The following is a 24725-nucleotide window of genomic DNA, read 5'->3' on the forward strand; positions in this document are numbered from 1 at the left end:
ACACCTTGATTTGATCGCTATGCAGGACAAGAACTTTGTGGAATCGCTGCGCAAGGGATTGGGGGTACTGACTTGCTTTGACCGTCGGCATACCCGGCTGACGCTGTCAGAGGTAGCCAGGCTCACGCAGTCCACGCCAGCATCCGCCAGACGTTCGCTCAGCACACTGGTACAGCTTGGCTATCTAGAGAGCGACGGCAAACTGTTCTGGATGCAGCCCAAATCGCTGCTGATCGCCTATTCATTTCTGTCATCGCGCCCCATGCCTGCATTGGCCCAGCCACTACTGGATGCACTGTCGGAGCGCACCAGAGAATCCGCTTCGCTTGGTACTTTGTTGGAGGACGATGCCATCATCATTGGTCGTTCGACCGCACGGCGCAGCTTGAGCACGGGCCTAGGAATAGGATCTAGGTTGCCGGTGTACTGCTCTGCGATTGGTCGGATGCTGTTGTCAGGACTCCCCCAACAGGAGGCGCGTGCAAGGCTAGAGATGATCGAGCGGGTGGCACTGACCCCTCATACGGTGACTGACTTGGAGGAGCTGCTAGGTCTGCTTGAAACTTGCCGGCAATCAGGGTGGTCATGCAGCGACGGAGAGCTGGAGCTGGGGGTGCGCTCTATGGCAGCGCCAGTGCGCGACCCTCAAGGCAACACAATTGCTGCTATGAGCATTGCAGTTAGGGCAGAGAGACTCAGCATGAGTGAGTTCAAGGAGACTTTTTTGATACCGCTGAAGCGCGCTCGCAATGAGTTGGAAAAAAAGCTATATCCGCAGGGGTTGTAGTGCTCCACGATGTCCTTGCTGCTACCGCAGCGCAAGCTCAACGGTAGAAGTAGGAACTACGCGCAAGAGCCAACTGAGCAAGGAGTTCTGGCAGAACCATAGTGCTCCTTGATGGCGTCCTCAGCAGTGTCTTCTCCCGGTTAAACAGGAGTTGCATATTGACGCACAGGCTGTTGATTTCCACGCAGAACTGACCCGCCGAGGATGCGGACAAAAACTTGGACTACCAGGAGATGTAATGGATGCCTCCCTGCCTACGGGCAGCTCAAAGGCCGCAGAAGCATAAAGATGAACAGCGTGACCGTTTTGGGAGTGTGCTTGTTCGCTAGACGAGCTGGGCTCTTGAATGGATACGGTATCAAAGTGCCCGTGGCTTGATAGACCAATGTCTTCACAAACATCAGCGAGGTTTCGTCATGCATCGTTGTACTACCCAAAGCGCGGGGCAAATCATCGGTCAGGTGGCCGGCCTGCAGGTCATTGGACTGGACATCGCCAAAAGCGTGTTCCAACTTCACACCGTGGACATGAGCACAGGCGAGATTGTCAACGTGCAGCTAAAGCGGGCCAAGGTTTTAGGGCACTTCGCCAACCGTGCACCTTGCTTGATCGGCATCGAAGCCTGCGGCGGAGCGCACCACTGGGCCCGTGAGTTGACGGCGCAGGGCCATGCCGTGCGGCTGATTCATGCCAAAGCCGTGCGCCCATTCGTGAACGGCAACAAGACCGACGCTACAGATGCACGCGCCATCTGGCTGGCGATCCAGCAGCCGGGTACCAAATTCGTGGGCGTGAAGACGCTGGCGCAACAAGCCACGCTCACCTTGCATCGTCAGCGCGAGATGTTGATGCGGATGAAGATCATGCAGATCAATGCGTTGCGGGGACTACTCTATGAGTTTGGAGCCACCTTAGCGCGAGGCAAGAAGGCGTTGTTGGGCGAGTTGGAACTCGCACTGGAGGCGCTTGCCAACAGCATTCCACAGTATGTCGTCGATAGCCTGCGCGAGCAGGCCCAGCGCATCAAGCAACTGGCGATAGACATTAAGGCCATCGAGGTGAGGCTTGCAGAGGTCCTGCGCATTGACGTGGACATGAAGCGTGTGGCGGCGATACCCGGGGTAGGCCTGCTCTCGGCTACAGCGGCCATCGCCACTATGGGAGAAGCCAAGGCATTCAAGTCGGGGCGCGAATTCTGTGCCTGGCTGGGTCTGGTACCCAAGCAACGAGGCACAGGTGGCCGGGTAAATCTTCTGGGGATCTCCAAACGGGGCGACACCTACCTGCGGACTTTGCTTATTCACGGTGCGCGTGCGGTACTGAGACATGCGAAAGAGCCCGGCCCATGGCTGGAACAGCTTCAAGCCAGGAGGCCAACGAACGTTGTGATCGTGGCACAGGCGGCCAAGATGGCGCGAACGATCTGGGCCGTTACGGCCCGACAGCAGGACTACCAACGAGGCCACCAGAGCACCAGGCCGCTTGGGGCTTGAACGGATAGCAGATCAACCCGAGAAAGGAGGATGTGAACCTTTGAAGGCGATGAGGCAGCAACAAAGCAGCGTGATGTGAAACAGGTCAGACCGGGACGAGCTAAACCTGGATGAACTACCGGACTTCAAAAGTCCGTCCTAGGAGATGAGGCGCTCGTCAGCGGATTACATCGGGGCCAGCGGACAAGGGGCAACCCAGCGTCCACATCACAGGCCGGATACAAGGCAGCAGCCGACTTCTTCACAAAGCATTGCGGGTTACTACTCATGGCTGGGAGGCATCCATACAAGGTAGTTCATGTACTCATACGCAGACAGGATTCGTGCAGTTGAGCTTTATATCAAGCTTGGCTTGCGTGTCAGAGCCACGATTCGCCAGTTGGGATACCCAACCAAGAACGCATTGAAAGGCTGGTATCAGCACTACCTGAAGCATCAGGATTTGCCAGCGAGCCAAGCACCAAGAGCACCGAAATATTCGCTACAGCAAAGACAGGTGGCGGTTGCTCATTACCTCGCCCACGATCGCTGTATTGCCGCCACGATGAGGGTTTTGGGTTACCCGGGTCGAGGAACGTTGACTGCGTGGGTTCGGCAAGACTGCCCTGAGATCAGTAAATCGATGGTCGGCAGGTCTTGGCCGACTACAAAGCCTGATGCCTTGATGTGCGAGGGCGTGGTGCAACTGTGTACCCGTCAATCAACTGCGCAGGAGATAGCGGTCAAGTTTGGGGTATGCAGAGGGACCTTGTACAACTGGAAAAATCAGTTGCTTGGCCCTTGTGCCCCCACCTCGATGAAACACAGTCCAAAGCGATCGCCTGTGTTGGATGCAGCAGCGCTCAGGCGCCAAGTTGAATCATTGCGCCAGGATATTCGGCGACTAAAGATAGAGCGTGAGCTTCTCAAGCAGGCCCATGAAGTCTTAAAAAATGGGGCTGGCATTGATCTGCATAGGCTGGCAAACAAAGATAAGGCTGTGCTGGTTGAAGCGTTGCGCGGTCAGTATGAATTACCAGAACTGCTTTCTCTTGTTGGCCTTGCTAGAAGCTCGTACTTTTACCATCGTGCCCGGCTGAAGCTGGCTGACAAATACTTGGATGTACGCCGAAGCATCACAGAGATCTTCGACAACAACTACCGTTGCTATGGGTACCGCAGGGTGCAGGCATCTCTGCTCAAGGAGTGCACGGGCATCTCAGAGAAGGTGGTTCGTCGGCTGATGAAGCAGGAGGGCTTGATCGTGGCCAAGCCCAAACGCCGCAGATATAACTCCTACCTTGGAGAGATAGGTGCCGCCCCGCAAAACCTCATCAATCGAGACTTCCGTGCCGCTGCGCCCAATGAGAAGTGGCTCACCGACATTACTGAATTCCAGATTCCTGCTGGCAAGGTTTACCTGTCGCCAGTCATTGATTGCTTTGACGGGCTGGTGGTGAGCTGGTCGATTGGGACTCATCCCAACGCACATCTCGTCAACACAATGCTGGATGCGGCCATTGATGCTGTTCAAGGCAGCGAGAGCCGCCCTGTGATTCATTCTGATCGTGGAGCTCACTACCGCTGGCCAGGCTGGCTCTCGAGGGTCCATGATGCAAAGTTGACTCGCTCGATGTCTCGCAAAGGGTGCTCACCAGACAACGCTGCGTGCGAAGGCTTTTTTGGAAGGCTAAAGATGGAGCTGTTCTATCCCAACAACTGGCAATCAACAACGATTGAGCAGTTCATTGAAGCTGTCGATGCGTACATTCGTTGGTACAACGAAAAACGTATCAAGGTATCTCTGGGACTTTTAAGTCCTGTGGAATACCGGCACAAGCTTGGCCTAGCCGCATAAAACCAGTCCAAGTTTTTATCCGCCCCCCCCCCAACACAAGGACTCAGCCCTGCGAAATACAGACTGAGAAACACCTCCTGCTCGGCAGCACGGTAACCGTCCAACTCCTAGAACAGTTCAAATCCAGGGCGAATCGCTGCCACGGCATGAGATCAGGCAAGGGATGTAAAGTGAATTCGGCCCAGACGGCCAGCTTTCCTGATCATTCGATCAAGCTTATGGTGCTCAGGGCCGCGGCAACACATCGCCGCCTAGTCGCCGACAAGGACTGTCTGTTTCTCGACCAACCGCAGCGCGCTCGACAGTCGCCCCGCCTTTAGCAACTCCCGCGTGAGGCTTCGCGCGGCAAGGAGAACATCTCTTTGGCCGAGCCATATTCCGCGATTTTTCCACGCTACATGACCGGCACTTCATCGACAATCGACTCCATCACATTGAAGACGTGGCCGGTGAAGATCAGCATCAAGTCTCGCTCCTTGCACAGCTTGGTAAGCAAGGCCAAGACTTGATTACGCACTGTGGCGTCCAGAGCTGACACGAGTTCGTAGCAGACTGGCAGGCGCGGATTCATGGTCAGTGCGCGCGCAATGACTACACGCTACCGCTAGCCACCTGATACCTGATGCGGAAGTCGCGCCAGGAGGGCTGGATTCATGCCGACCTCTTCCAGCATATCCATGTAGCGGCGGGGCCGTGCGTGCTAAGTGGATCAAGTCGAGCAACATCAAGCTGGATTGCCAGCCTCTGATACAGCATCCCAAGCCCTTCCGGAGAATTTCGAGAGGGCTTTGTTTCATGTCTCTCAATCAAAGGTTTGTGATTGGCCACAGGCCGCCCCCATCGAAGCCACACAATCTTGTCAAACAGGCTTGTCAATATAACTAGATCTCTAATATAATTAAGTACCCCTACTGCTGAAGGCGAGTAATCGCCAGGAGACAACGATGCTGACTCATGAAGAAAACGAATTGCTGTGCCGCGTAGAAGGCGAAGCCCCCATGGGCAAGCTGATGCGCGAACACTGGACCCCGATCTGCCTGATTGAAGAGGTCCGTGAACCGGACGGCACGCCGGTCAAGGCACGCATCCTCGGCGAAGACCTCGTCGTGTTCCGCGACAGCGAAGGTCGCGTCGGCGTGGTTGGCGAGTACTGCCCACATCGCCGCGCCTCGCTGGTCTACGGCCGCAACGAAGACGGCGGCCTGCGCTGCCTGTACCACGGCTGGAAGTTCGACGTGCAAGGCAACGTGCTCGAAATGGTCTCCGAGCCCGCCGCCAGCAGCATGGCCGAAAAGGTCAAACACACTGCCTATCCGACCAAGGAATGGGGCGGCATGGTCTGGGCCTACATGGGTGCTCAGGACGCCATCCCCGAATTCGTCGCTCCAGCCTGGGCACCGACTGCAGACACCCGTGTGAGCATCGGCAAGGTACTGCTGCCATGCAACTGGGCACAGATCCTCGAAGGCGCCATCGATTCCGCACACAGCTCTAGCCTGCACTCGTCGGATTTTGTGCCGGCACGCGTGACCGGCGCCGAAGCCACGGACAATAACTGGCTGCGCCCCTCCACCGACAAGGCTCCCCGCCTGCAAGTCCAGCGCACCGAATATGGTTTCCGCTACGCCGCCCTGCGCCGCCCGATCTTCAATGCCTCCACGCACGACTATGTGCGCTCGACCGTGTTCGTCGCACCCGGCACTGTGCTGATTCCGCCGAACAACCTGTACAACGTCGCCAACGTCAACGTTCCGATGGACGACACCAATACGGTGTTCTACTTCATCGCCTGGGGTGATGCAGCTACCACGCCGGAAACCGAAACCTGGCGCAAGTTCCTGCATACTCAAGTCGGCCCAGACCTTGATGAACGCTACCGTCCTCTGCGCAATCACGAAAACCGCTTCTGGCAAGACCGCCAAGCTATGAAGGCCGGCAACTTCACCGGCATCACCGGCTTCCCGAACCAGGACATCGCCATGTGGGTCACGATGGGCCCCATCGCCAACCGCTCGGACGAACGCCTGGGTGCCAGCGATCTCGCCATTGTCGAGTTCCGTCGTCGCATGCTCGATGCCATCGCCGAATACAAGCAGGACGGCAAGGCCATCGGCACCGGTGCCAAGACAATCCCTGGCACGATCTGCTCATACCAGGCTGTGGTGCCGAAGGAAACCGACTGGCGTGAATACCAGGTCCGCTACGTGAGCGCCAAGCATGCCGTGTCGGACGAACAAGCCGCCGAGGCCGCGACCGACTACCAGGTCAAGCAGTAATCAACGGATGGAACTGGCCATGGAACAGCGCCGTTTACGGATCGGGGTTGCAGGACTGGGGCGGGCATTCTCGCTGATGCTGCCCACCTTCCTTCAGGACCCCAGGGTCCAGCTCGTTGCCGCGTGTGACCCGCGCGAGGAAGCTCGGCAGCAGTTCGCTGCCGACTTCAACGCAAGGACTTACACAGACGTGCAGGACCTGGCCGAAGATCCGAATGTGGAAGCCATCTACGTGGCCAGCCCGCACCAGTTCCACGCCCAACACACCGAGATTGCCGCAGCCAGGGGCAAGCATGTGCTGGTCGAGAAACCGATGGCGCTCAACGCGGCTGACTGTGATCGCATGATCGCGGCCTGCCGCGCCGCGAACGTGCATCTGATCGTCGGGCACTGCCACAGTTTCGATACGCCGTACCGGCGCACGCGCGAGCTAATCCGCTCGGGCGATTTCGGTGCGGTGAAGATGATCCAAGCTTTCAACTACACCGATTACCTGTATCGTCCGCGCCGGCCCGAAGAACTGATGACGGCCGAAGGCGGTGGTGCCGTCTTCAGCCAGGCTGCGCACCAGGTCGATATCGTGCGAATGCTCGCGAGCTCGCGTGCCACGCGCTTGCGCGCAAGCGTCGGTCGCTGGGATCCGCTGCGCCCGACCGAAGGCGCCTATTCCGCCCTGATCTGGTTCGAGAACGGCGCCTATGCCTCGCTCTCGTACAACGGCTACGGTCACTTCAACAGTGACGAGTGGACTGGCTGGATCGGTGAAATGGGCGATCACCTGAATCCGGATGCCTACGGGAGTGCGCGCAAGCGTCTGGCCACCATTGCCTCGGCAGAGGACGAAGCCAAGCTCAAGGCTGCCGGTACGTACGGTGGTGCCGCCTACAAGCAGCCCTCGTGGGCAGCAGAAGAGCCGGCACGCAGTCATCAGCATTTCGGCCCGGTGATCGTGTCCTGCGAACGTGCCGACCTGCGCCCCCTACCCGATTCCGTCGTCGTGTACGGCGACAAGCAGCGCGAAACGCTTGCGCTTTCGCGCCCGACCGTGCCGCGCGCCGAGGTGATCGACGAACTATACGATGCCGTCATCCTGGGCCAAGCCCCCCTGCATGATGGGGAGTGGGCAAAAGGCACGCTGGAAATCTGCATCGCGATTCTGAAGTCGAGCGAAACGGGTACGGACGTACTGCTCTGACAGCAGGCTCCAGGAAAGAAAAAACCTCGCAATGCGAGGTTTTTTCTTTCCTGGAGCCTGCTCAACAGTTTTCGCACTCCTCGCCGCGAGCGGCAATCAGGTGCCCCATTTCCCGAGTAGAAGGAATCCGCAGCAGCGAGTCATGTGCCTTCTCGGCTTCGTCGCATGCCATGTTCTCGATGATCGTGAGCAGCACCTTGCGCGCGATGTCGATCTCCGAGCCTTTCAGGCCCTTGACGCTGATCTCATTCACTTCTTCGGCCAATGGAACCAGCTTGCTTTCCAGGCTGCGACCGCGAGGCGTGAGATACACATGAGTATTCTTGCGGTTGCCGGGCGCATAGCGGCGTTCGACGTATCCCAGCTTCTCCATCGCCGACACCGCACTGAAAGTGGTCGGCGTGGTGGTACCAGCCTCGTCGCTGAGTTCCTTCTGCGTCAGTCCATCGGTGACCCACAGAATGCGCAGAAACGCCCAGTGACCGAAAGAAACTTCATACTGAGCCAGGCGCATCTGCAGCCCCCGAACCATCGCCCGGCCTGCATCCTTCACCAGGTGAGCGAGACGATCATCCGGTACGGCCTCGCGCCAATGCCGCAAGATAGGGTTCTCTTTGGAATCCGGTGCCTTGCTGGGAGAGGGTCTGGCTGTCATGCTTTCTCCTTCGCGGCCATCGTCAGAATGCTTGAAATCATAGTGCCTTCACAAGTGCACGGACCGCTTCCCCGGTTCTGCACTCATGCTTTGTCAATTCAAAAGGTATGCCAACCACACCGATACGAACAAGCCGAGCACCACGGTATCGGTACGGATACCTTGCGCCATCGCAGGGCGAGTGCATTGTAGACGTGATGCTGCGGCTAACGGAAAAGCAGACTGTACATACAAAACGCCGCGCACTTGGTCGACCAAGTGCGCGGCAATATCCGCAGCAGCTGATGAGATCAGATCTTGAAGCTCTCCAGGCTGGCCGGGTGGAACAGCTCAGCAGGCTGGAGGCGGCGGCTCGACAGTCCTTCGGCATGGTGCTGCGCGAGGAAACGGTCAACCACATGGGCATTCTCGGCAAAACCATACGACCAGAAATCCTGGCCCATCAGGCGGCGCGCATTGCGCAGTTGGTCCTCGATGAACGGAAGCGTGACCTTGGTAGCCGAAGTGTCGCTCAGGCGCGTCAGTGCCACCGCCTTGGAATGCTCGAAGGCCTTGACCAGTGCGCCGGGCAGCCAGGGATGCTGCTCTGCCAGGGTCTTGCGCACGCCTAGCGTGTGCATGATCGGGAACAGCTTGCGACGCTCATACCATTCGGCCGCAGCCTTCTGCGGGTCCTCGAACAGGTACTTGACCTGCGGGTGACCGCGGTCGAAGCACGACGGGGCACGCGGCCCGATCACGCCATCGATTTCGCCATCGGCCAGCAGGTTCGAGATGGTACGGCCTTCCGGCGCATTCACCAGCGACACACCTTCGGGCAGCTTCAGCGAGATCTTCTCGATGCGGGTCGGATCTTCGTAGCCGCCGCGCACCCACTGGATGTCGGAGGCCTTCACGCCGTACTCCTCTTCCAGGAACATGCGCACCCACACATTGGCGGTCAGCTGGTATTCGGGCACGCCGATGCGCTTGCCCTTGAGGTCGGCCGGGCTGTTGATGCCGCGATCGGCACGCACGTAGACCGAGCTGTGGCGGAATGCCCGCGAAGGGAACACCGGCACGGCAATGTACGGCGAGGTGCCGGCTGCGGTCTTCACCGAGTAGCTGCTGAGCGACAGCTCGCAGATGTCGTAGTCGGCGGTGCGGAACGCACGGAAGAAGATTTCTTCCGGATCCTGCAGCATGAACACCGGGTCCACACCGTCGATCTGGACGTCGCCGTCGATCAGCGGACGCATCCGGTCGTAATTGCCCACCGCGATGGACAGTTGAAGCTTGCTCATGTTGATTCCTTTGTGACGATCATAATCGATTCGGAGCGCATTGTCATGCGCCTGTTTGTGACGCCTGCTGGCGTGGCACGCCAAAGAAGACGGCAAGGCCTCCGATGAAGACCAGCGCAGCCACCAGCAAAATGCCAGCCGAGAAACTGCCGGTAGCGCTTTTCACCCAACCCAGGACGATGGGCGCAAAAAAAAGCTCCGACCTGCCCCAGACTGCTGATGACGCCAATCCCGCCTGCTGCAGCCTCACCCGTGAGATAGTTCGGCGGAATGGTCCAGACAATAGCCGCCGCAGCGAAATAGCTCACCGAAACCAGGCTCAGGCATACAATCGCAGCCACCGGGCTTTCTGTAAACAACGTCAGCATCAACGCGCCAATGGCACCAGCGGTGGTCGACAGGGCGAAATGCCAGCGGCGCTCCAATCGCAGGTCGGAGCTGCGGGCAATAAACAGCATGGCAACGGCACCGACCAAGTAAGGCAGAGCCGACAGAAAGCCGATGTGCAGCATGTTGGAAACGCCCGTCTGCTTAATGATGGTGGGCGTCCAGTAGTTCAGGATCGTGCCGCAAATGGGTACCGTGGCCCAGCCTGCAGCAATCACATAGACGCGCGGATCACGCAAAGCGGCCATCAGGCTGCTCGGAGCGTTCTCCGGCTTCTGGCGGTTCTCTTCTTCCAGGGCGTTCAGGACGATGAGCTTTTCCTGATTGGTCAGCCACTTCGCATCCTGTGGTTTGTCGGTCAGGTAGAACCAAGCCACAATGCCCGCGACCACGGCCGGCAGGCCTTCTAAGAACAGCAGCCACTGCCAGTTGCGAAAGCCCCAGACTTCATGGAAGTTCTCGAGGATCAGACCCGACAGCGGACCGCCGATGATGCCGGCCACAGCAATCGCCAGCAGGAACCGCGACGTGATGCGGGCGCGGAGCTTGGCGGGATACCAGAACGAGAGATAAAGAATGATGCCGGGCCAAAAGCCTGCTTCCGCCGCGCCAAGCAGCGTCCGGGCCAGATAGAACTGCCACGGGGCGTTCATGAATGCCATGGCAGTAGAAATCCCCCCCCCACAAAAGCATGATCCGCGTGATGGTCTTGCGTGCGCCGATGCGCCTGAGCAGCAGCGTGCTCGGCACCTCCAGCAGGATGTAGCCAATGAAGAACAGACTCACGCCCAGACCGTAAGCGGCATCGCTCAGACCAAGATCGTGCTTCAGATGCAACTGCGCAAAGCTGATATTGACGCGATCAAGATAGTTGAGCACCCAGCAGAAGAACAGAAAGCTCATCAGCCTGAGAGTGATCTTGCGATAGGTTGTCTCGACGGTTGCCGGGTCGGAAGTTTGATGCGGAAGCGCACCCACGTAGTTCAACGTGGAATCTGTCATTTCGGAGTCTCTTGGAGGCGTTTTGTCTGCTGCCGGCTTGAGCTGGCGGAGCAGCGAACACGTCTGAGTTCGCTTTACCGGCCGCCGCAATCAAGCCTTTATTGCTAGAAATCTATTCATTAGATATCTATTTATTAGATTACGAGGCTTCGAGAGTAGCGACAAGCAGGGTTTTCCCCTGGCGCGAAACCGTGCGCAAGTCAACTACTCCGCTTGCATAATTAGATCTCTAATAATAGAATTGCAAATATTGTCGAGCAAGTAAAGGAAGACAGGCATGACCACCCAGGAAAGCGGCTTTCTGCGTCTGAAGATCGCGGAGAAGGAAAAGATTGCACGCGACATCTGGCGCTTTGAACTTACCCATCCAGAGGGCGCGCCGCTGCCCCCGTTCGAGGCTGGCTCGAATCTGACGCTGGTGGCCCCCAACGGCATGCGCCGCAGCTATTCGCTCTGCAACGACTCGCAAGAGCGCAATCGCTATGTCATCGCCGTGAAGCGCGACAGCAATGGCCGTGGCGGCTCGATGAGTCTGGTCGACGACACATCCGCAGGGGATTCGATCGAAGCCTCTCTGCCGCGCAACGAATTTCCGCTTGATGAACGCGCCAAGTCGTTCATTCTCGTGGCTGGCGGCATCGGCATCACGCCCATGCTGTCCATGGCACGCCAGTTGAAGGCGGAAGGCCTGCGGGACTTCAAATTGTATTATCTGGCTCGGGATCCAGAGGGCACGGCCTTTCTCGACGAGCTCAGCAGCGACGAATGGCGCTCGTTGGTGAAGATCCACCACAGTTTCGGCGACCCGGCGAAAGCATTCGACTTCTGGGCCTTATTCGAGCGTCCCAAGGCTGCACATGTCTATTGCTGCGGACCGCAGTCGCTGATGGATACCGTTCAGGACATGACAGGCCACTGGCCGTCCGGCACCGTTCACTTTGAAAGTTTCGGCGCCGGCAATGCCAACACAAAGGAAAACACGCCATTCACGGTGCAGCTTAAGCGCACCGGCACCTCATTGGAAATTCCGAGCGACCGCTCGATTCTGGACGTTCTGCGTGCCTCGAACGTGCGCGTGGCAAGCTCCTGCGAAAGCGGTACCTGCGGCTCCTGCCGGGTAGGATTGTGCTCGGGCGAAGCGGACCACCGGGATCTCGTGCTACGGGACGATGAAAAGGATGCACAGATTATGGTCTGCGTATCGCGTGCAAAATCTGCGGAATTGGTACTGGACCTCTGAGCCACCAGCCACTTCGGTTGGCACGGCCAGGCATTGGCCTACCAACATAACAAGGGACATTGAACATGGATGAGCAGACTTCTACCTCAGCCACCAGGGCTCGGGATGCCAGTGCACCCACGCCGGTCGACGACAACAGTCTCGCCTGGACCGATGCACGCTTACTGGGATTTACGCCCATGGATGATGTGCATGAGGAGTTCTACGCGACTGCGCTGAAACTGGTGACCTGCACGGAGAAGAATGCCGCCCAGGCCATCGAACAGTTCGAGCAGCATGCCATCAGCCATTTCGAGCAGGAAGATGAATGGATGCGCACCACGAACTTCCCTCCTCGGGACTGCCATCTCGACGAGCATGCAGCAGTGCTGAAGTCGGTCCGCGAGGTCAAGGAAGCTGTTGCACAAGGACAAGCCGGCGCCGACATAGTCCAGGATATCGGCATGGCCCTCTTCCAGTGGTTCCCAGGTCATGCAGACTATCTGGATTCCGCACTGGCCGCCTGGATGACCAAGCTGAATATGGGCGGCAAGCCCATCGTGTTGCGACGCAAGCTTTGACAGTGCTCCAAGGAGCATCCGAGACACCCCTCTCCCCAAGCCAAGACCCAGATATCCCCACCAGAACGCGGGATCCATGCTCTATTTGATCCCAGGTTTTGATGGTGCAATCTTTTACCTTGAATGGAAGGAAGCACTATGGGCCAGGTTCTGCACGGGAGCGCCACAACGGCAGAGGCAGTCCGTCGAGCAATACAAAATAGTCAAGAGAGCCTGAGAGCGCTTTCTGCGCGCTATGGCATCAATCAGAAGACGGTGGCGAAGTGGAAGAAGCGGGCCTCGGTCACCGATCTACCAACAGGGCCGAGGCGGCCGCGCTCCACCGTTTTATCCGTTGAGGATGAGGCTGCGATCGTCGCCTTTCGCAGGCATACCTAGCTGCCACTGGACGACTGCCTTTATGCACTGCAACCGACCATCCCGTATCTGACGGCTCCTCGCTGCATCGATGTCTGCAGCGTCATGGCATCTCGCGGCTACCAGAGGTGGGTGGCGGCAAGCCTGCCAAGAAGAAGTTCAAGATCTACCCCATCGGCTACTTTCACGTCGACATTGCCGAGGTGCAAACAGCCGAAGGCAAGCTCTATCTGTTTGTGGCCAATGACCGAACTCCATGCCAAGGCCGGCAAGATGATTGCTGCACAGTTCTTGCGCAATCTGATCAAGGTAGTGCCATACGCCCTCCATACGGTACTGACCGATAACGGTATCCAGTTTGCGAACCGTGCCTGCGATCGGTACGCTGGCGATCACATTTTTGGCCGCGTCTGCACTGAACATGGCATTGGACATCGCCTCACCAAGATTAAGCATCCCTGGACTAATGGCCAGGTTGAGCGAATGAATCGGACCATCAAAGAAGCTACCGTCAAACGCTTCCATTACGACGATCACGAGCAGCTACGACAGCATCTGGCGGACTTCATCGATGCCTACAACTTCGGCCGAAGACTCAAGACGCTCAAGGGCTTGACCCCGTATGAATTCATTTGCAAGCAGTGGACATCCGAGCCCAAACGCTTCAGGATTGATCCAATCCATCAAATGCCGGGACTAAACAACTAGGACGTGTCATCTAATACGATAGTTGCTACGTTATCAGTAGCGTCATTCGTAGACATGCACTGACCAATGCCCAATGGGAGCAAATCAAAAGCCTACTTCTTGGCAGGGCCGGGCATGTGGGCGCTCCTGCCAAAAATAGCCGTCTCCTTGTTGACGCTGTGCTGTATCGCTATCGCTGCGGTATTGCTTGGCGCGATCTGCCCCAGCGCTTTGGCGACTTTCGAGTCGTTCACCTGCGCCACATGCGCTGGAGCCGCTCGGGCGTGTGGCTGCGGGTGTTTGAAGCACTCAGTGCGCTGCCTGATAACGAGTACGCCATGATCGATGCAACCATCGTGCGTGCCCATCAGCACAGCGCGGGTGCAAAAAGGGGGCAAAGCCAAGCCATCGGTCGCAGCCGAGGAGGTTTGAGCACCAAGATCCATGCCACCGTTGACGCTCTTGGCAACCCCACTGGTTTCCATCTCACAGCAGGGCAGGCATCGGATTTGGAAGGTGCAGATGTCTGGCTTGCGCGCACCGACGCGCAAGCCGTGATTGCCGACAAAGCGTATGACGCCCATGAACGCGTGGTTGAACCACTGCTGCGCCAGGGCAAGCAGGTTGTCATTCCCAGTATTCGGACGTGCAAAACTCAGCGCGGGTATGACCGCCATGTCTACCAAGAGCGGCATCTCATTGAGAACTTCTCTGCGCGGTTGAAGCAGTACAGGGGCATTGCCACGCGTTATGACAAAACGGCAGCGGCATTCTTGGGAGGGATCCACCTTGCGGCCGCTGTCGTCTGGCTCAATTGATGACGAGCCCTAGGGATATCACCGACCAAAAATCACGCTAGCCCTCTAATAATAATTTTAGACGTCTAATAAAATAGAGGTGAGGCATGTCAATGAAGAGAAGCAGTTGCGACGCAGAGAACAAGATTTTGTGCGCCGCAGCCGAAGCTGCCTCCACCATCTAGAAGAGGTGGCCAAGCCCGACTTCGCATCAATCTGCGTCGCCCGCATGCCGACATCGTTGCTGCTGGCTGCAAATGTGCATGTCATTTTTTAAACAGGAATTGTGCGGACATCTTAATGCCGGTACATGAGCGGATGGCGTCGGTGCCGTAAGAAATCACAAAAATCAGGAGACATGTCATGACAAGAGGAACTTTCTTGAAAATATCGGCTGCAATTGCCCTCCAGGCGTTGTCAATCTTTGCCTATGCTGATAGCGATTTCCCGAACAAGCCCGTAAAGCTGGTCATACCCTACGCTCCAGGGGGACTGCCGGACACCGTGGCCCGGGTTCTAGCCGAGAAAATGCAGGCAGACCTCAAGCAGCCGGTAATTGTCGAAAACAAGCCCGGCGGCGGCGGCGGCGTCGCCGTCACGGCCATCAAGCAATACCCTGCTGATGGTCATACCCTCCTGGTTACGGACGGCCCTCTGCTAGCGGTTTCTCCGATCATTATCAAGAACCTCAAGTACGATGCCCAGAGAGATCTGGATCCCGTTTCCCTGGTCGGTGTGGCCCCTCTGCTCCTGGTAACGAACTCTTCCGCCCCCTTCAAGAACATGCAGGATTTCATTCAATATGCGAAAGAGCATCCTGGCGAGTTGAATTACGGGTCTTCCGGAATCGGTTCAATCCACCACCTGACGGCAGAGGCCATGGCCCATTCGCTGGGCATCAATGTCAAGCATGTCCCATTCAAGGGTAGCTCCGCCTCCATTCCGGCACTGATCGGCAACCAAGTCGACATAACATTCGCCTCCCCCCCCGAACCTGACGGGCTTCGTCCAAAGTGGCAAGGCCAGAATACTGGCGACCAACACCTTGGCTCGCAGCAAGGCCAATCCGGACATTCCTGCCATTTCCGAGTACGCCAAGAACTTCGACTTTGGCTTTACCGTGGTCATGCTGGCCAAGAAAGGAACGCCTGAGGCGTATCGGAACAGGATCAGCGATTCGGTCAAGAAAGCCGTCAACGATCCCGAAGTGAAGAGCAAACTGGAAAAAGCAGGAGTCGACTCCATTGCTGGAGGTCCTGCCGAGTTGGCGGCAAAGCTCGCATCTGAAAATAGCCGGGTCATTGCAGCGGCCAAGCTGGCCAACCTGAAACCGGAATAGAACCGGAAGCCTATTGCGACGACCTCGCAAACGCGGCTGTCGGGCCTGCTCAGGCTCATTCCGACCACCGCCGAGGGACGGGATCCGAGCGTGGCGACCAAGAGCATCTATGGCTTCTGGGCCACCAGGGATTTGCCTGCGGCGGAATTCGCCCATCTGAGCGATGCCCTGCGCAAAGTCACCGAACTGCCCGACGTAAAGCAGCGCCTGGAAACGCTGGGCGTGCTGCCGACCAGGGAGTCCCCAACAACCTTTGCCCAGAACATCGAAGAAGAGCTCAAACAAACTCGTGCGGTGCTGACACGGGCAGAAGTCCAACCAGAGTGATGAGCTAACAGCCACTCATGCGGATGCTGGAAGGTTGCGCGTAGGGCTGCCCGTAAAGAATTAAGCGCATTGTGAAGAAGAGGAATTGGGGCAAAGGCCCCAAACAAAATGAAGGAGGCACCAATGATCGGACTAGCCAAGCATGCTGTGGCATGCGCTGTGTTGCTCAACGTTTGCGGAGCTGCAAACGCGCAAGGAAATGTCACCATTTATGGACGCATGGACTCCGGCGTCGACTCGCCCCGCTCGGGCGGCTCCAGCATCAGTCGCGTGTATTCGGGCGGCAGTGCTGGTAGTAACCTAGGTTTCCGAGGTGTAGAGAACCTGGGAGGAGGGCTCTCCGCCGTTTTTCGCCTAGAGCAAGGCTTCTATCTCGATGAAGGTACATTGGCCCAAGGCGGCCGTGCGTTCGGGCGCGAAGCATCGGTTGGCCTCAGCGATACAAGGCTCGGTACCGTGCAGATGGGGCGCATTCCTACGCCCTACTATTCAGTACAGGGTAATGTGGATGCCTTCATCTGGGAGGGGGCGGGCGGGCTGCTGTCGCTCACCCGAAACATCAACACAACAACGCAGCGTCAGGTGTTGCCGATGGGGATAGCGGCGCGCCAGGACAACGCCATCAGTTATGTATCCCCACGTTGGGGTGGCCTTGAGGTGCGCGGGCAGTATTCCTTTGGCGAGAAGTCCGCGACGATCGGTCGCGGTTACGGAGTATCTGCACGCTATCAGGTTGATAGCTTTGACCTCAATGCTGGCTTCCAACAGCAGGATGGCGCGGACAACGCTGCTTCAGGCAAGGTCTCGGCAATGGTGCTTGGGGGGTCCTATGATGCCCGCTTCGCCAAGTTTTTCTTCGGTACGACGGTTGAAAAGAACTCCTGCAGCACCTGCACCGGCACCATCGCCCGAATGCCTGGGACTTCAAGGAGCGAGTTCAGGCTGACCAACGTTGGCGTACGCGTGCCATTCGGGCCGTTCACCGCCATTGCCCAGTTCACTCGAGTTAACGACCGTTCCGACTACACGACCTCGACTGGCAATCGCGATGCCAATTGGATTGCCCTTGGCGGTGACTATGACCTGTCTAAGCGAACGCGTCTCTACTTTGGCGCCGCACGGATTACCAACAAGAACGGATCGCAGTATGTACTGGGCACCGGAACTGCTCAAGCTCCAGCAACTTTAGTCGGCTCGGCGAACGGAAGCTCGCGCAATATCTACATGGGAGTCCGGCACAACTTCTGAGGGCCGCCCTAGGCGCAACAAAGCATCCTTTCAATGCTTTGTTGCGCCTAGAGGTGCGCCGTCCTGCACAGGGCATCCCGCCTCCTTAGCATGGCAAGAACAGGCGTGATGCCGATCCCTCCGGCCACCAACACGCTATGGGAGGCAGTCTCGACCAGGGGGAAATGATTGTGCTGTCCGCTAATCTGGATGACGTCCCCGACCCTCAGCTTTTGATGGACAAAGCGTGAACCGCCACGACTGGCTGGGTCCAGGGACACCGCCACCACATAGCGACGGCGTTCGCCGCCTGCGAGAACGCCAAGGTGACGCACATCAAAAAGACCAACGGCTATGAAGAGGATGGTCATTACCGTGTCGAATTCACGTACGACATCGAGCTCAAGGACCCCGACACCTTGAAGCGCATGCGCCAGACCTACCAGGAGGAGCGTGACCGCGTGAAAGCCTGGGAGGATGCCGGAAAGGCCGACCAGCAGCAAATCGCAACGCTCAAGACTGAGATCCTGGCGTTACGCAAGGAACACAACAGCAGCGCCCCCCCGTCGCGAAGACTTCAACTTCAACAATCCACCGGGAATGGGTTTCCTGGAAGAAGACGCATATCGGAAAGCGCTGATCCAGTGGGAAAACGAGCATCCGCTGCCAAGCAGCCTGCGCCAGAAGATGCAGGCGCTCGATGCGATGGAGCAGGAAGCACGGCAAAAGCAAGAGCGCGACCAGCCCACGAACACCATCTACAACAAGGTGACAGACAGCGTCTGGTCCATGTACGTTGCAGGATGCCCGAATGGAGGCTCCACCAAGTTTTTGTATCCTGCGCTGCTTCAGATCCGCAACGATGCCGCCAAGGCACAGGACGTCCTGTACTGGCTGCAAGATCAGCAGCTTCAGATGAAGGGCAAGATCACCATGCGCAAGACTGAGAACGGTTGGCGAGCACTCAGCGAGGGCTGAGCCCTAAAGCACACCCGTTATGGATGCCCAGCGCCTAGTGCGCTGGGCATCCATGAATACACTTCTTTTTTTTTTATATTAACGTGTGGCATGTGCGGAAACAGGTTCGCGCAACTGTCGATATACCTCTGCCACTAACAGATTCGCCAAGCCCTTGAACACCTTTTCATGTCGCAAAGCTTGATCGACCATACTGTAATGACTCTCTAAAGCGTCCACCACTGCATTATTGAGTTTGGTTTCGTATGCGCCATTAGCAAATGGCATCCACCGTATCGTTGGCCTGCGCTTGCTCCTGAAGGGATGGGTCATCAACCATCTTGCCGATCAACATGGTGATGTAGCCCTTGAAATCGGCATCTGAAAGGTTTCCCGAGAACACTTCGTTCATCTTTTGATGATGACGGAGAGTCGGTCTTCCGGGTCTTCCCAGGCTTGCCCCCGCCCGTGCCTATGGACTTCATCGGTTCGCCCGTGCCGGATTCCAGCCGCCGGGCAATCGGCATATGCCCGAGGCTTCCTGCCTCCTCGGTTGCGCACAATCGGTCCTCGAATTGTTGAATCACGAGCAAAACTGAGCCAGGCGTCACGTCCAAAACTGAGCCACTAAGTTGACGAAGAAATGGACTGTTCGGATGTGGATAAGTCTACTGCGTGATCTGTCTGGGGTGCTCCTTTGGCCGTTTTGGTTCGTGTGGCTCTGATGATCGAAGACGGTTGTGCAGTCGAGTGCCTGAAGCGCCAGCTCTGGTTGCCGGTTTCGACGATGTGGCAGTGATGGGTGAGTCGGTCGAGTAGCGCGGTGGTCATCTTGGCGTCGCCGAACACGCTGGCCCACTCCGAGAACGACAGGTTGGTGGTGACGACCACGCTGGTGCGCTCGTACAGCTTGGACAGCAGGTGGAACAGCAAGGCCCCACCGGCTTGACTGAAGGGCAAATAGCCCATCTCGTCGAGGATGACGAGATCCACGTACATGAGCCGATGTGCCAGTTGCCCGGCCTTACCTTGAGCTTTCTCGGCCTCCAGCAGATTGACCAGCTCGACGGTCGAGAAGAAGCGCACCCGCTTACCATGTGCACGGATGGCATGAACGCCCAGGCTTGTGGCAAGGTGTGTTTTGCCCGTGCCAGGGCCGCCCACGAAGACCACGTTGTGGGCTGAGTCGATGAACTTGAACTCGTGCAGCTGACGCACCAGCGCCTCGTCCACCTGCGCCTGATCAAAGGCAAAGCCAGCCAGGTCGCGGTGGTGCGGGAATCGGGCCGCCCGCATCTGGTAGGCCATGGAGCGCACTTCCCGATGTGCACCCTCGGCCTTGATGAGCTGATGCAGCAGGGCTTCGTGGTCGAGCGATTTGAGCCGGGCGATGCCCAGCAGTTCCGGCCAGGCACTGGCCATGCCGTGCAGGCTCAAGCCCTTGAGGCTTGCTGCGATGTCATTGGACATGGTCATCCTCCTGGGACTGGCGCAGGCTGTCGTAGCGCGACACGTCGGCCTGAGGCGGCTCGTGCAGCGTCAGTGAAGGCAAGGCTGCTTCAGGCAGGCTTTGCACGGCTTGGGGCTCCTTGAGCCTGGCCAGCACGTTGAGCACATGGTCTGCGCTCACGCGGCCCGATTGCAGCGCCAACTCCACGGCCACCAGCACGTCATCGAGCCCGTGCAGGGTGATGGCCATGAGCACCTGGGCCATCACCCGGTCGCCGCCAGGGTGGCGAAGCAGGTGCGCTTGCAGATGCTGCAAGGGCTCGGGCATGGTCTTGAAGGGGGCGCCGTTGCGCAAAGCGCCGGGCTTGCGTTCGAGCAAGCTGACGTAGTGCCGCCAGTCGTACAAGGTCTGGCCACGCTCGAAGCTGCGCGGCAGGCTCACCGGCTGTTCTGGCGATTCCGAGTTGGCACCGACCACCACCAGGCGATCGGGATAAGCCCGCACGCTGACACTGGTGTGGGCCCACACGCATGGCACGCTGTAGCGATTGCGCTGGTAGTGGATCAGCGAGGTGGCTGTGACCCTGGCCATCTGCTCGACATAGCCATCAAATGGCGCAGGGTTGGGCATCAGGTGCGTCTGCTCTTGCTGCCAGACGTCGGCGATCGTCAGCTCTGGCCACTCGGGGTGAGGCAGCTCATGCCAGGCGTCCAGGCAAGCCTGGTGCAGCCACGCATTGAGGCTCTCCAGGTCGGGCCAGCGGCGTTCCGCTGCCTCCATCCAGATGCCACGACGGCGATCCTGCACGTTCTTCTCGACGATACCCTTCTCCCAGCCAGCGGCGCGGTTGCAGAACTCTGGCTCGAACAGGTAGTGACCCGTCATGGCCTCGAAGCGCGCATTGACGGTGCGGCTCTTGCCCTGACCAACCTTGTCGACGGCGGTCTTCATGTTGTCGTAGATGCCCCGGCGCGGCACGCCACCAAAAGCCGCAAAGGCTCGGGCATGGGCGTCGAACAACATCTCGTGGGCCTGGCTGAAATAGGCGGTGAGCATGAAGGCCCGACTGGCCGCCAGCTTGGTGTGCGAAGCCTCCAGGCGTTTGCGCAGGCCGCCCACGAACAGGTACTCGCAGCTCCAGTCGAACTGGAAGGCCTCGCCCATCTCGAAACTCATGGGTACGAAGGCCATTCGGGTTGGCGCGTCGGACTGTGCCTGCTGCCAGCGCTTGGCGAACTCATAGACCGGGCCTCGGCTGCCAGGGTAGCCCACGGCCTGCAGTGCCCGGAACATGGCCTTGATGCCACGGCGCTCGCGCTTGTTGCGGTGGCTGTCGGCCTTTAGCCAGGTGGCCAGCTGTTCCTTGTAGGGATCGAGAACGCTGGGAAGAGAGGCCCGCTTGGGGTAGCGGGGCTCGACCATCTCGTCGGCCTCGAGCCACTTGGCGGCTGTATTGCGGGAGATGCCCAGCCTTCGGCTGGCTTCGCGCACGCTCAGGTGGTCACGGTGGACCATGCGGCGCAATTTGCTCAATGTGCTCACGTTGATCACTCCTGCACCCCACTGCTGCAAAAAACAGCAGGGTAGGTGGATAACGTGGCTCAAAATTGGGCGTGACGGATGCCCTTTAGTGGCTCAGTTTTGCTCGTGATTCAACACCTTGTCTTGCTCTAGGGGAGGAAAGGCCGTACGCAAGGCTTTCAGATTCAACGTGTCTCCATCGCAGGCAATCCCTGCCCGCTTGGTGATTTCTCGCTCAGGCACCCCATCAGCGTTATTGATCACGTGATGAGCTTCAATCCAGCACTGACCATCTTCTGTGCGCGAGATGATCACGCCATTGAAGTAGGCGTGCTCCACCGTCAAGGTAGGCACATCCGCCTGTTTTCGGCTGGTGGTCTCGCCGAGCCTGAACAAGATTTCACGCTGCTCCGGCTGAGGGATAGACCCCCCATTTGCCCAAGCAGTGGTGGTCATCACTGCTGCAACTGCAAGCAAGATGGATTTGGTTTTCATAGACGACTCCTGTATTGGTGCCTTGCATCAGGCGATGTTTCGATCTCTATCAGGCCGCGCAGGCGGATCTGTGTAGTGGTTCTTCAGCACCCAACGCGCCATAGGTAACTCGATAGCGATCAAGCAACTCGGCCTGCTGGGTATTGCGGAAGCGCAAGTTGTCGAGGCTCTTCTTCAAATGCTGCAATTCAACGGATAGATCATTGACCCGTGCCGCAAGACGGTTTCGATCCTTGACCTGCATAGCCAGCTTCTCGGGGTCCCCTACCCTGTCGAAAAGTCGGACGACCAGGTACATCTCGCGAGCAACATCTGCTTCATGGCGCATGCTCACCAGACGCTCAACCTGGCTGTAGTAGTTGCTGTCCTGATATGGGCCGCGAACCAGCTTGAGGTGGCCGCGAGCATTCACCTCTATCAAACCCCACTTGTCCGGGAGCTCATCGACCTGGATCAGCCCTGCAGGGGCCATGTAGTACCGCCAATTCCCAACCCCACCGGTATGGCGATGTTGCTTCGCTTTGTCAGCAAAGAAATCGGCGCGGGAGGTCTTGCACTCCACCATCACCGTGCCGTCGCGCACGGCCTGGCCATAGAAGCAGAAGCCAAGGGCATCAGGTATCTCACCGGTCTTGCCAGTGCTGCATTCGTCCACAGCCACTTGGCAGCCGTGACCACCACGCGATTGCGGACGCTTCAGCCACTTCACAGCGAGTTTGCACAGATCTGCGTGGTTCACTTCGGAGCCTGTTCAACCCAGGTGCCGTTCTGTTTGCGCATCGCGATTTCCTCCATGGCAAGTTCCAGCAGCTCAACCAGAAATGCGGCATTCGGATTGCCTTCGTGACGGGCCTTCTTGGGTTCGTTCTTCACGGCCCACAGGTAGTTGAGGAACCCTTGGGATTCATCGCGGAAGATAAAAAACCGTCCGGTGGCCAGACGCCACACGGCCAAGGTCAGTCGAGGAGCGTAGTAAGCAGAGACGATCCACTGCTTCAATGTTTTTTTCATGCTTTTGGAATGGAGGCTTGGTGCCAGTAAATAGCGGAGTCAGGGCCAAGAGCCGTGAGAAGCTGCCCTTCAGCCACGGTGTAATGACCATGGCTGAAGTGCTCGGGGTACATGGGTTGGAGGACAAACCCAGCATGCGAGGTTTCGTCATGGAGTACCAGACACGGGATTCGTCCGGCCAGGACATGGAGTGCATAGAGCTCACCTTTTCGGGCGCACTCAAGCAGGTTAGTGATGCGGCCTTGCGCTTCGAGGTCCTCGATCAGCGGGTGGCCGATCTTGATCGACCGGTATGTGTTTTCACGCTTCTCGAATGCAATTGGCACTGCACCGGGCGGATGGAAAATCCGGCTCAATACTGAATTCGTCATTTGACAATCTGAATGCGTGGGTGGATCGAGGGGGTCGCCAGCAGCGTGGCGGAAGACCCAGGCTGGCAATTCGGTCGCGGCTCTGGCTTCCCCTCATTTGTATCGAACCAGAAACACTTTTCAGGCCTGTAAATCTATCCATTACGACACCTTTAGCCCGTATCGCGAGCTGGTCAATGGCCATAAATGCTGGAATACCGGCAAACAGGGAATGGTCCGCGCCTGGACCTTGGTCGGAACCACTCGTGTTGTTACGTGCCACCGTCTGAATGGGAGGGGCCCATGGCCAAAAGCGCCAGCGCCAGCACTAGAACATGGCCTGGGCCGACTTCAATTCAAGCATCACTGGCCCACTTCAACGGGTGCACCTTGATATTCACAGCCTCTGATCGGAGCTTATGCAAACCATGCCTTGCTCGCGATTTGGTTTCCTTTCTCAATGCGAGAAACCAATTCGATTGCGGATACTCGAAAGAAATGCCCTGCGAGAGGGCATAAGGGAAGGAGATGGTTTGCGGATTAGAGGCTTGAATCCAAATTCTTTAACAGGGCAGAGAGACGCGTGGTGCCCGGCCAGAGTTTGAACTGGCAATGAGAGCATTGCCCAGGAAGGTGGGAGACACGCTGCCCGAAAGCATCGTTTCTGCCGGAAGCCTGTGTCTCGGCCTCCTCCAAGGGCAGGTGGCAGTTGATGCACTTCAGCCGGCCTTGGGCGTCATAGTTCGCGCGTCGGTTCTTGTAGATCTTCTGCAAACTACTGGCGCTATATCCCCAGCAGGTCTCGCGCCAGGCCACGTGAATCGATGCCGCCGTTCGCAAACCCAACCACGCCAATCCGGCCACAGCCAGCATCATGAAAGAGTTGGTATTGGTGACATGCTCGCTCGCGAAGCTGGGCGTATGGGCGAACAGGTTTGAATTGCTGATGGTGGCCAGCATGCCAATTTGCCCAATCTGGTAACCGATCTTGGCGCTTTTCGCGCGCTGCATCACGGTAGGCAACAGATCAGAATGAATATCCAACAAGGAACTCCAGGCAATGGCCTGGGGGGTCAAAATGCTCGTGAACACGGCAAGTCGCAAAATGTTTGTAGTGTTTCCGAGTGTAAGTCTAGCTCAATCGTCCAGGCGCGCTTTTGTTGCCAAAGAACAGGGGATTACGGTCCTGGGACACTCTTGCTTGCTCCTTCAGGAACTCGCGCACCTCAAACAGCGCAGCCCCCATCTGGAGCCTGAACGTGGGCGAACAAGGAATAAGCGGCACACGTGGATTGGTGCATTGACGGTTCACATACAGCACCAGCACCTTGGTGCCGCCATTCTTTCCGGCCAACTGCAGGTCTGATTGAGTTTGAGCGTCTTCCTCAGGGGGTCCCCTCGTTTTCAGTGCAATAACTGGCGGTACGCAAACCCAGCACTGGCGCGGGGGTGGTGTTGGTAGATCGTTGATTCTGTTGGCTTTCCTGTTCAC

At 57.8% G+C, this 24725-nt stretch carries 25 protein-coding genes and 3 pseudogenes; 14 read left to right on the plus strand and 14 right to left on the minus strand.

Translation table 11 applies throughout. The features are described from left to right. From V8Z74_RS24440 to V8Z74_RS24450, 3 genes are all read left to right on the plus strand, one after another. Positions 1-787 (plus strand): IclR family transcriptional regulator domain-containing protein (locus tag V8Z74_RS24440; RefSeq protein WP_349711871.1); only part of this gene is annotated, 787 nt, incomplete at its 5' end. Between the two features lie 416 nt (positions 788-1203). Beyond that, a complete protein-coding gene (locus V8Z74_RS24445; RefSeq protein WP_012837655.1) occupies positions 1204-2280 on the plus strand; it encodes an IS110 family RNA-guided transposase in 1077 nt (358 codons plus the stop codon). A 298-nt stretch (positions 2281-2578) separates the two neighbouring features. Next, a complete protein-coding gene (locus tag V8Z74_RS24450; protein WP_034358991.1) occupies positions 2579-4117 on the plus strand; it encodes an IS3 family transposase in 1539 nt (512 codons plus the stop codon). Between the two features lie 394 nt (positions 4118-4511). Here V8Z74_RS24450 and V8Z74_RS24455 read toward each other — a convergent pair whose 3' ends face one another. Continuing rightward, positions 4512-4688: a hypothetical protein gene (locus tag V8Z74_RS24455; protein WP_019042642.1), complete on the minus strand. Its 177-nt coding sequence runs from the start codon at positions 4686-4688 to the stop codon at positions 4512-4514. Positions 4689-5061: 373 nt separating this feature from the next. Here V8Z74_RS24455 and V8Z74_RS24460 point away from each other — a divergent pair, with 373 nt between their 5' ends. Beyond that, entirely contained in the window at positions 5062-6393 is a 1332-nt protein-coding gene (locus V8Z74_RS24460; RefSeq protein WP_012837653.1) for a Rieske 2Fe-2S domain-containing protein, read from the plus strand. 19 nt (positions 6394-6412) lie between these two features. Then, a complete protein-coding gene (locus tag V8Z74_RS24465; protein ID WP_029158425.1) occupies positions 6413-7588 on the plus strand; it encodes a Gfo/Idh/MocA family protein in 1176 nt (391 codons plus the stop codon). A gap of 61 nt (positions 7589-7649) precedes the next feature. Here the strand turns inward: V8Z74_RS24465 and V8Z74_RS24470 are convergent, their stop codons facing one another. The 3 genes and pseudogenes from V8Z74_RS24470 to V8Z74_RS24480 all read right to left on the minus strand — a co-directional run bounded on the left by V8Z74_RS24470 (position 7650) and on the right by V8Z74_RS24480 (position 10915). Continuing rightward, a complete protein-coding gene (locus tag V8Z74_RS24470) occupies positions 7650-8243 on the minus strand; it encodes a MarR family winged helix-turn-helix transcriptional regulator (RefSeq protein WP_046462883.1) in 594 nt (197 codons plus the stop codon). A gap of 290 nt (positions 8244-8533) precedes the next feature. Beyond that, positions 8534-9526 (minus strand): ABC transporter substrate-binding protein, encoded by a 993-nt coding sequence (locus tag V8Z74_RS24475; protein WP_012837650.1) that lies wholly within the window; start codon positions 9524-9526, stop codon positions 8534-8536. A 43-nt stretch (positions 9527-9569) separates the two neighbouring features. Beyond that, positions 9570-10915 (minus strand): annotated as a pseudogene (locus V8Z74_RS24480) (MFS transporter). Between the two features lie 277 nt (positions 10916-11192). On the opposite strand from V8Z74_RS24480, the gene V8Z74_RS24485 reads away from it, so the two are divergent. The 8 genes and pseudogenes from V8Z74_RS24485 to V8Z74_RS24520 all read left to right on the plus strand — a co-directional run bounded on the left by V8Z74_RS24485 (position 11193) and on the right by V8Z74_RS24520 (position 17470). Further along, entirely contained in the window at positions 11193-12155 is a 963-nt protein-coding gene (locus V8Z74_RS24485) for a PDR/VanB family oxidoreductase (protein WP_012837648.1), read from the plus strand. 65 nt (positions 12156-12220) lie between these two features. Beyond that, the gene (locus tag V8Z74_RS24490; RefSeq protein ID WP_012837647.1) at positions 12221-12715 is read left to right on the plus strand and encodes a bacteriohemerythrin; all 495 of its coding nucleotides are present in this window, start codon (positions 12221-12223) and stop codon (positions 12713-12715) included. Between the two features lie 138 nt (positions 12716-12853). Next, positions 12854-13780, plus strand: a pseudogene (locus V8Z74_RS24495) (IS481 family transposase). A 44-nt stretch (positions 13781-13824) separates the two neighbouring features. After that, positions 13825-14577, plus strand: coding sequence for an IS5 family transposase (locus tag V8Z74_RS24500; protein ID WP_034358988.1), 753 nt, complete (start codon positions 13825-13827; stop codon positions 14575-14577). 342 nt (positions 14578-14919) lie between these two features. Then, complete coding sequence (locus V8Z74_RS24505; protein WP_349711876.1) at positions 14920-15708, plus strand: Bug family tripartite tricarboxylate transporter substrate binding protein; 789 nt, start codon at positions 14920-14922, stop codon at positions 15706-15708. After that, positions 15602-15895 carry a tripartite tricarboxylate transporter substrate-binding protein gene (locus tag V8Z74_RS24510; RefSeq protein ID WP_341676088.1) on the plus strand — a complete coding sequence of 98 codons (294 nt, stop codon included), beginning with the start codon at positions 15602-15604 and terminating at the stop codon, positions 15893-15895. The genes V8Z74_RS24505 and V8Z74_RS24510 overlap by 107 nt, the downstream gene beginning before the upstream one ends. Positions 15896-15985: 90 nt before the next feature. Continuing rightward, the gene (locus V8Z74_RS24515; protein WP_012837643.1) at positions 15986-16222 is read left to right on the plus strand and encodes a type 2 periplasmic-binding domain-containing protein; all 237 of its coding nucleotides are present in this window, start codon (positions 15986-15988) and stop codon (positions 16220-16222) included. 123 nt (positions 16223-16345) lie between these two features. After that, the gene (locus V8Z74_RS24520) at positions 16346-17470 is read left to right on the plus strand and encodes a porin (protein ID WP_012837642.1); all 1125 of its coding nucleotides are present in this window, start codon (positions 16346-16348) and stop codon (positions 17468-17470) included. Between the two features lie 68 nt (positions 17471-17538). Here the strand turns inward: V8Z74_RS24520 and V8Z74_RS24525 are convergent. Continuing rightward, positions 17539-17754, minus strand: a pseudogene (locus V8Z74_RS24525) (oxidoreductase); the annotation flags it as partial. Between the two features lie 295 nt (positions 17755-18049). Between V8Z74_RS24525 and V8Z74_RS24530 the strand changes: the two are divergent. Then, positions 18050-18427, plus strand: coding sequence for a hypothetical protein (locus V8Z74_RS24530; protein ID WP_349711879.1), 378 nt, complete (start codon positions 18050-18052; stop codon positions 18425-18427). A gap of 253 nt (positions 18428-18680) precedes the next feature. Here the strand turns inward: V8Z74_RS24530 and V8Z74_RS24535 are convergent, their stop codons facing one another. From V8Z74_RS24535 to V8Z74_RS24575, 9 genes are all read right to left on the minus strand, one after another. Next, positions 18681-18818 carry a hypothetical protein gene (locus V8Z74_RS24535; RefSeq protein WP_019043395.1) on the minus strand — a complete coding sequence of 46 codons (138 nt, stop codon included), beginning with the start codon at positions 18816-18818 and terminating at the stop codon, positions 18681-18683. Positions 18819-19033: 215 nt separating this feature from the next. After that, entirely contained in the window at positions 19034-19876 is an 843-nt protein-coding gene (gene istB / locus V8Z74_RS24540) for an IS21-like element ISAav1 family helper ATPase IstB (protein WP_016495557.1), read from the minus strand. Continuing rightward, on the minus strand, positions 19866-21398 hold the full coding sequence (gene istA / locus V8Z74_RS24545; protein ID WP_349711882.1) for an IS21-like element ISAav1 family transposase: 1533 nt from the start codon (positions 21396-21398) through the stop codon (positions 19866-19868). Before istA ends, istB begins: the two co-directional genes overlap by 11 nt. 93 nt (positions 21399-21491) lie before the next feature. Then, on the minus strand, positions 21492-21872 hold the full coding sequence (locus V8Z74_RS24550; RefSeq protein ID WP_349711884.1) for a hypothetical protein: 381 nt from the start codon (positions 21870-21872) through the stop codon (positions 21492-21494). Between the two features lie 49 nt (positions 21873-21921). After that, complete coding sequence (locus tag V8Z74_RS24555; protein WP_349711886.1) at positions 21922-22611, minus strand: adenylosuccinate synthase; 690 nt, start codon at positions 22609-22611, stop codon at positions 21922-21924. Further along, the gene (locus V8Z74_RS24560; protein ID WP_349711888.1) at positions 22608-22883 is read right to left on the minus strand and encodes a hypothetical protein; all 276 of its coding nucleotides are present in this window, start codon (positions 22881-22883) and stop codon (positions 22608-22610) included. The genes V8Z74_RS24555 and V8Z74_RS24560 overlap by 4 nt, the downstream gene beginning before the upstream one ends. Continuing rightward, on the minus strand, positions 22880-23254 hold the full coding sequence (locus tag V8Z74_RS24565) for a hypothetical protein (RefSeq protein WP_349711890.1): 375 nt from the start codon (positions 23252-23254) through the stop codon (positions 22880-22882). The genes V8Z74_RS24560 and V8Z74_RS24565 overlap by 4 nt, the downstream gene beginning before the upstream one ends. A 519-nt stretch (positions 23255-23773) precedes the next feature. Then, positions 23774-24277: a hypothetical protein gene (locus V8Z74_RS24570; protein WP_349711892.1), complete on the minus strand. Its 504-nt coding sequence runs from the start codon at positions 24275-24277 to the stop codon at positions 23774-23776. An 88-nt stretch (positions 24278-24365) separates the two neighbouring features. After that, positions 24366-24725, minus strand: a 360-nt coding sequence (locus V8Z74_RS24575; RefSeq protein WP_349711894.1) for a hypothetical protein, incomplete at its 5' end; no start/stop codon positions are given.

Origin of the sequence: Comamonas sp. w2-DMI (genome assembly GCF_040187735.1) — a bacterium.
GTDB classification, from domain to species: domain Bacteria; phylum Pseudomonadota; class Gammaproteobacteria; order Burkholderiales; family Burkholderiaceae_C; genus Comamonas; species Comamonas terrae.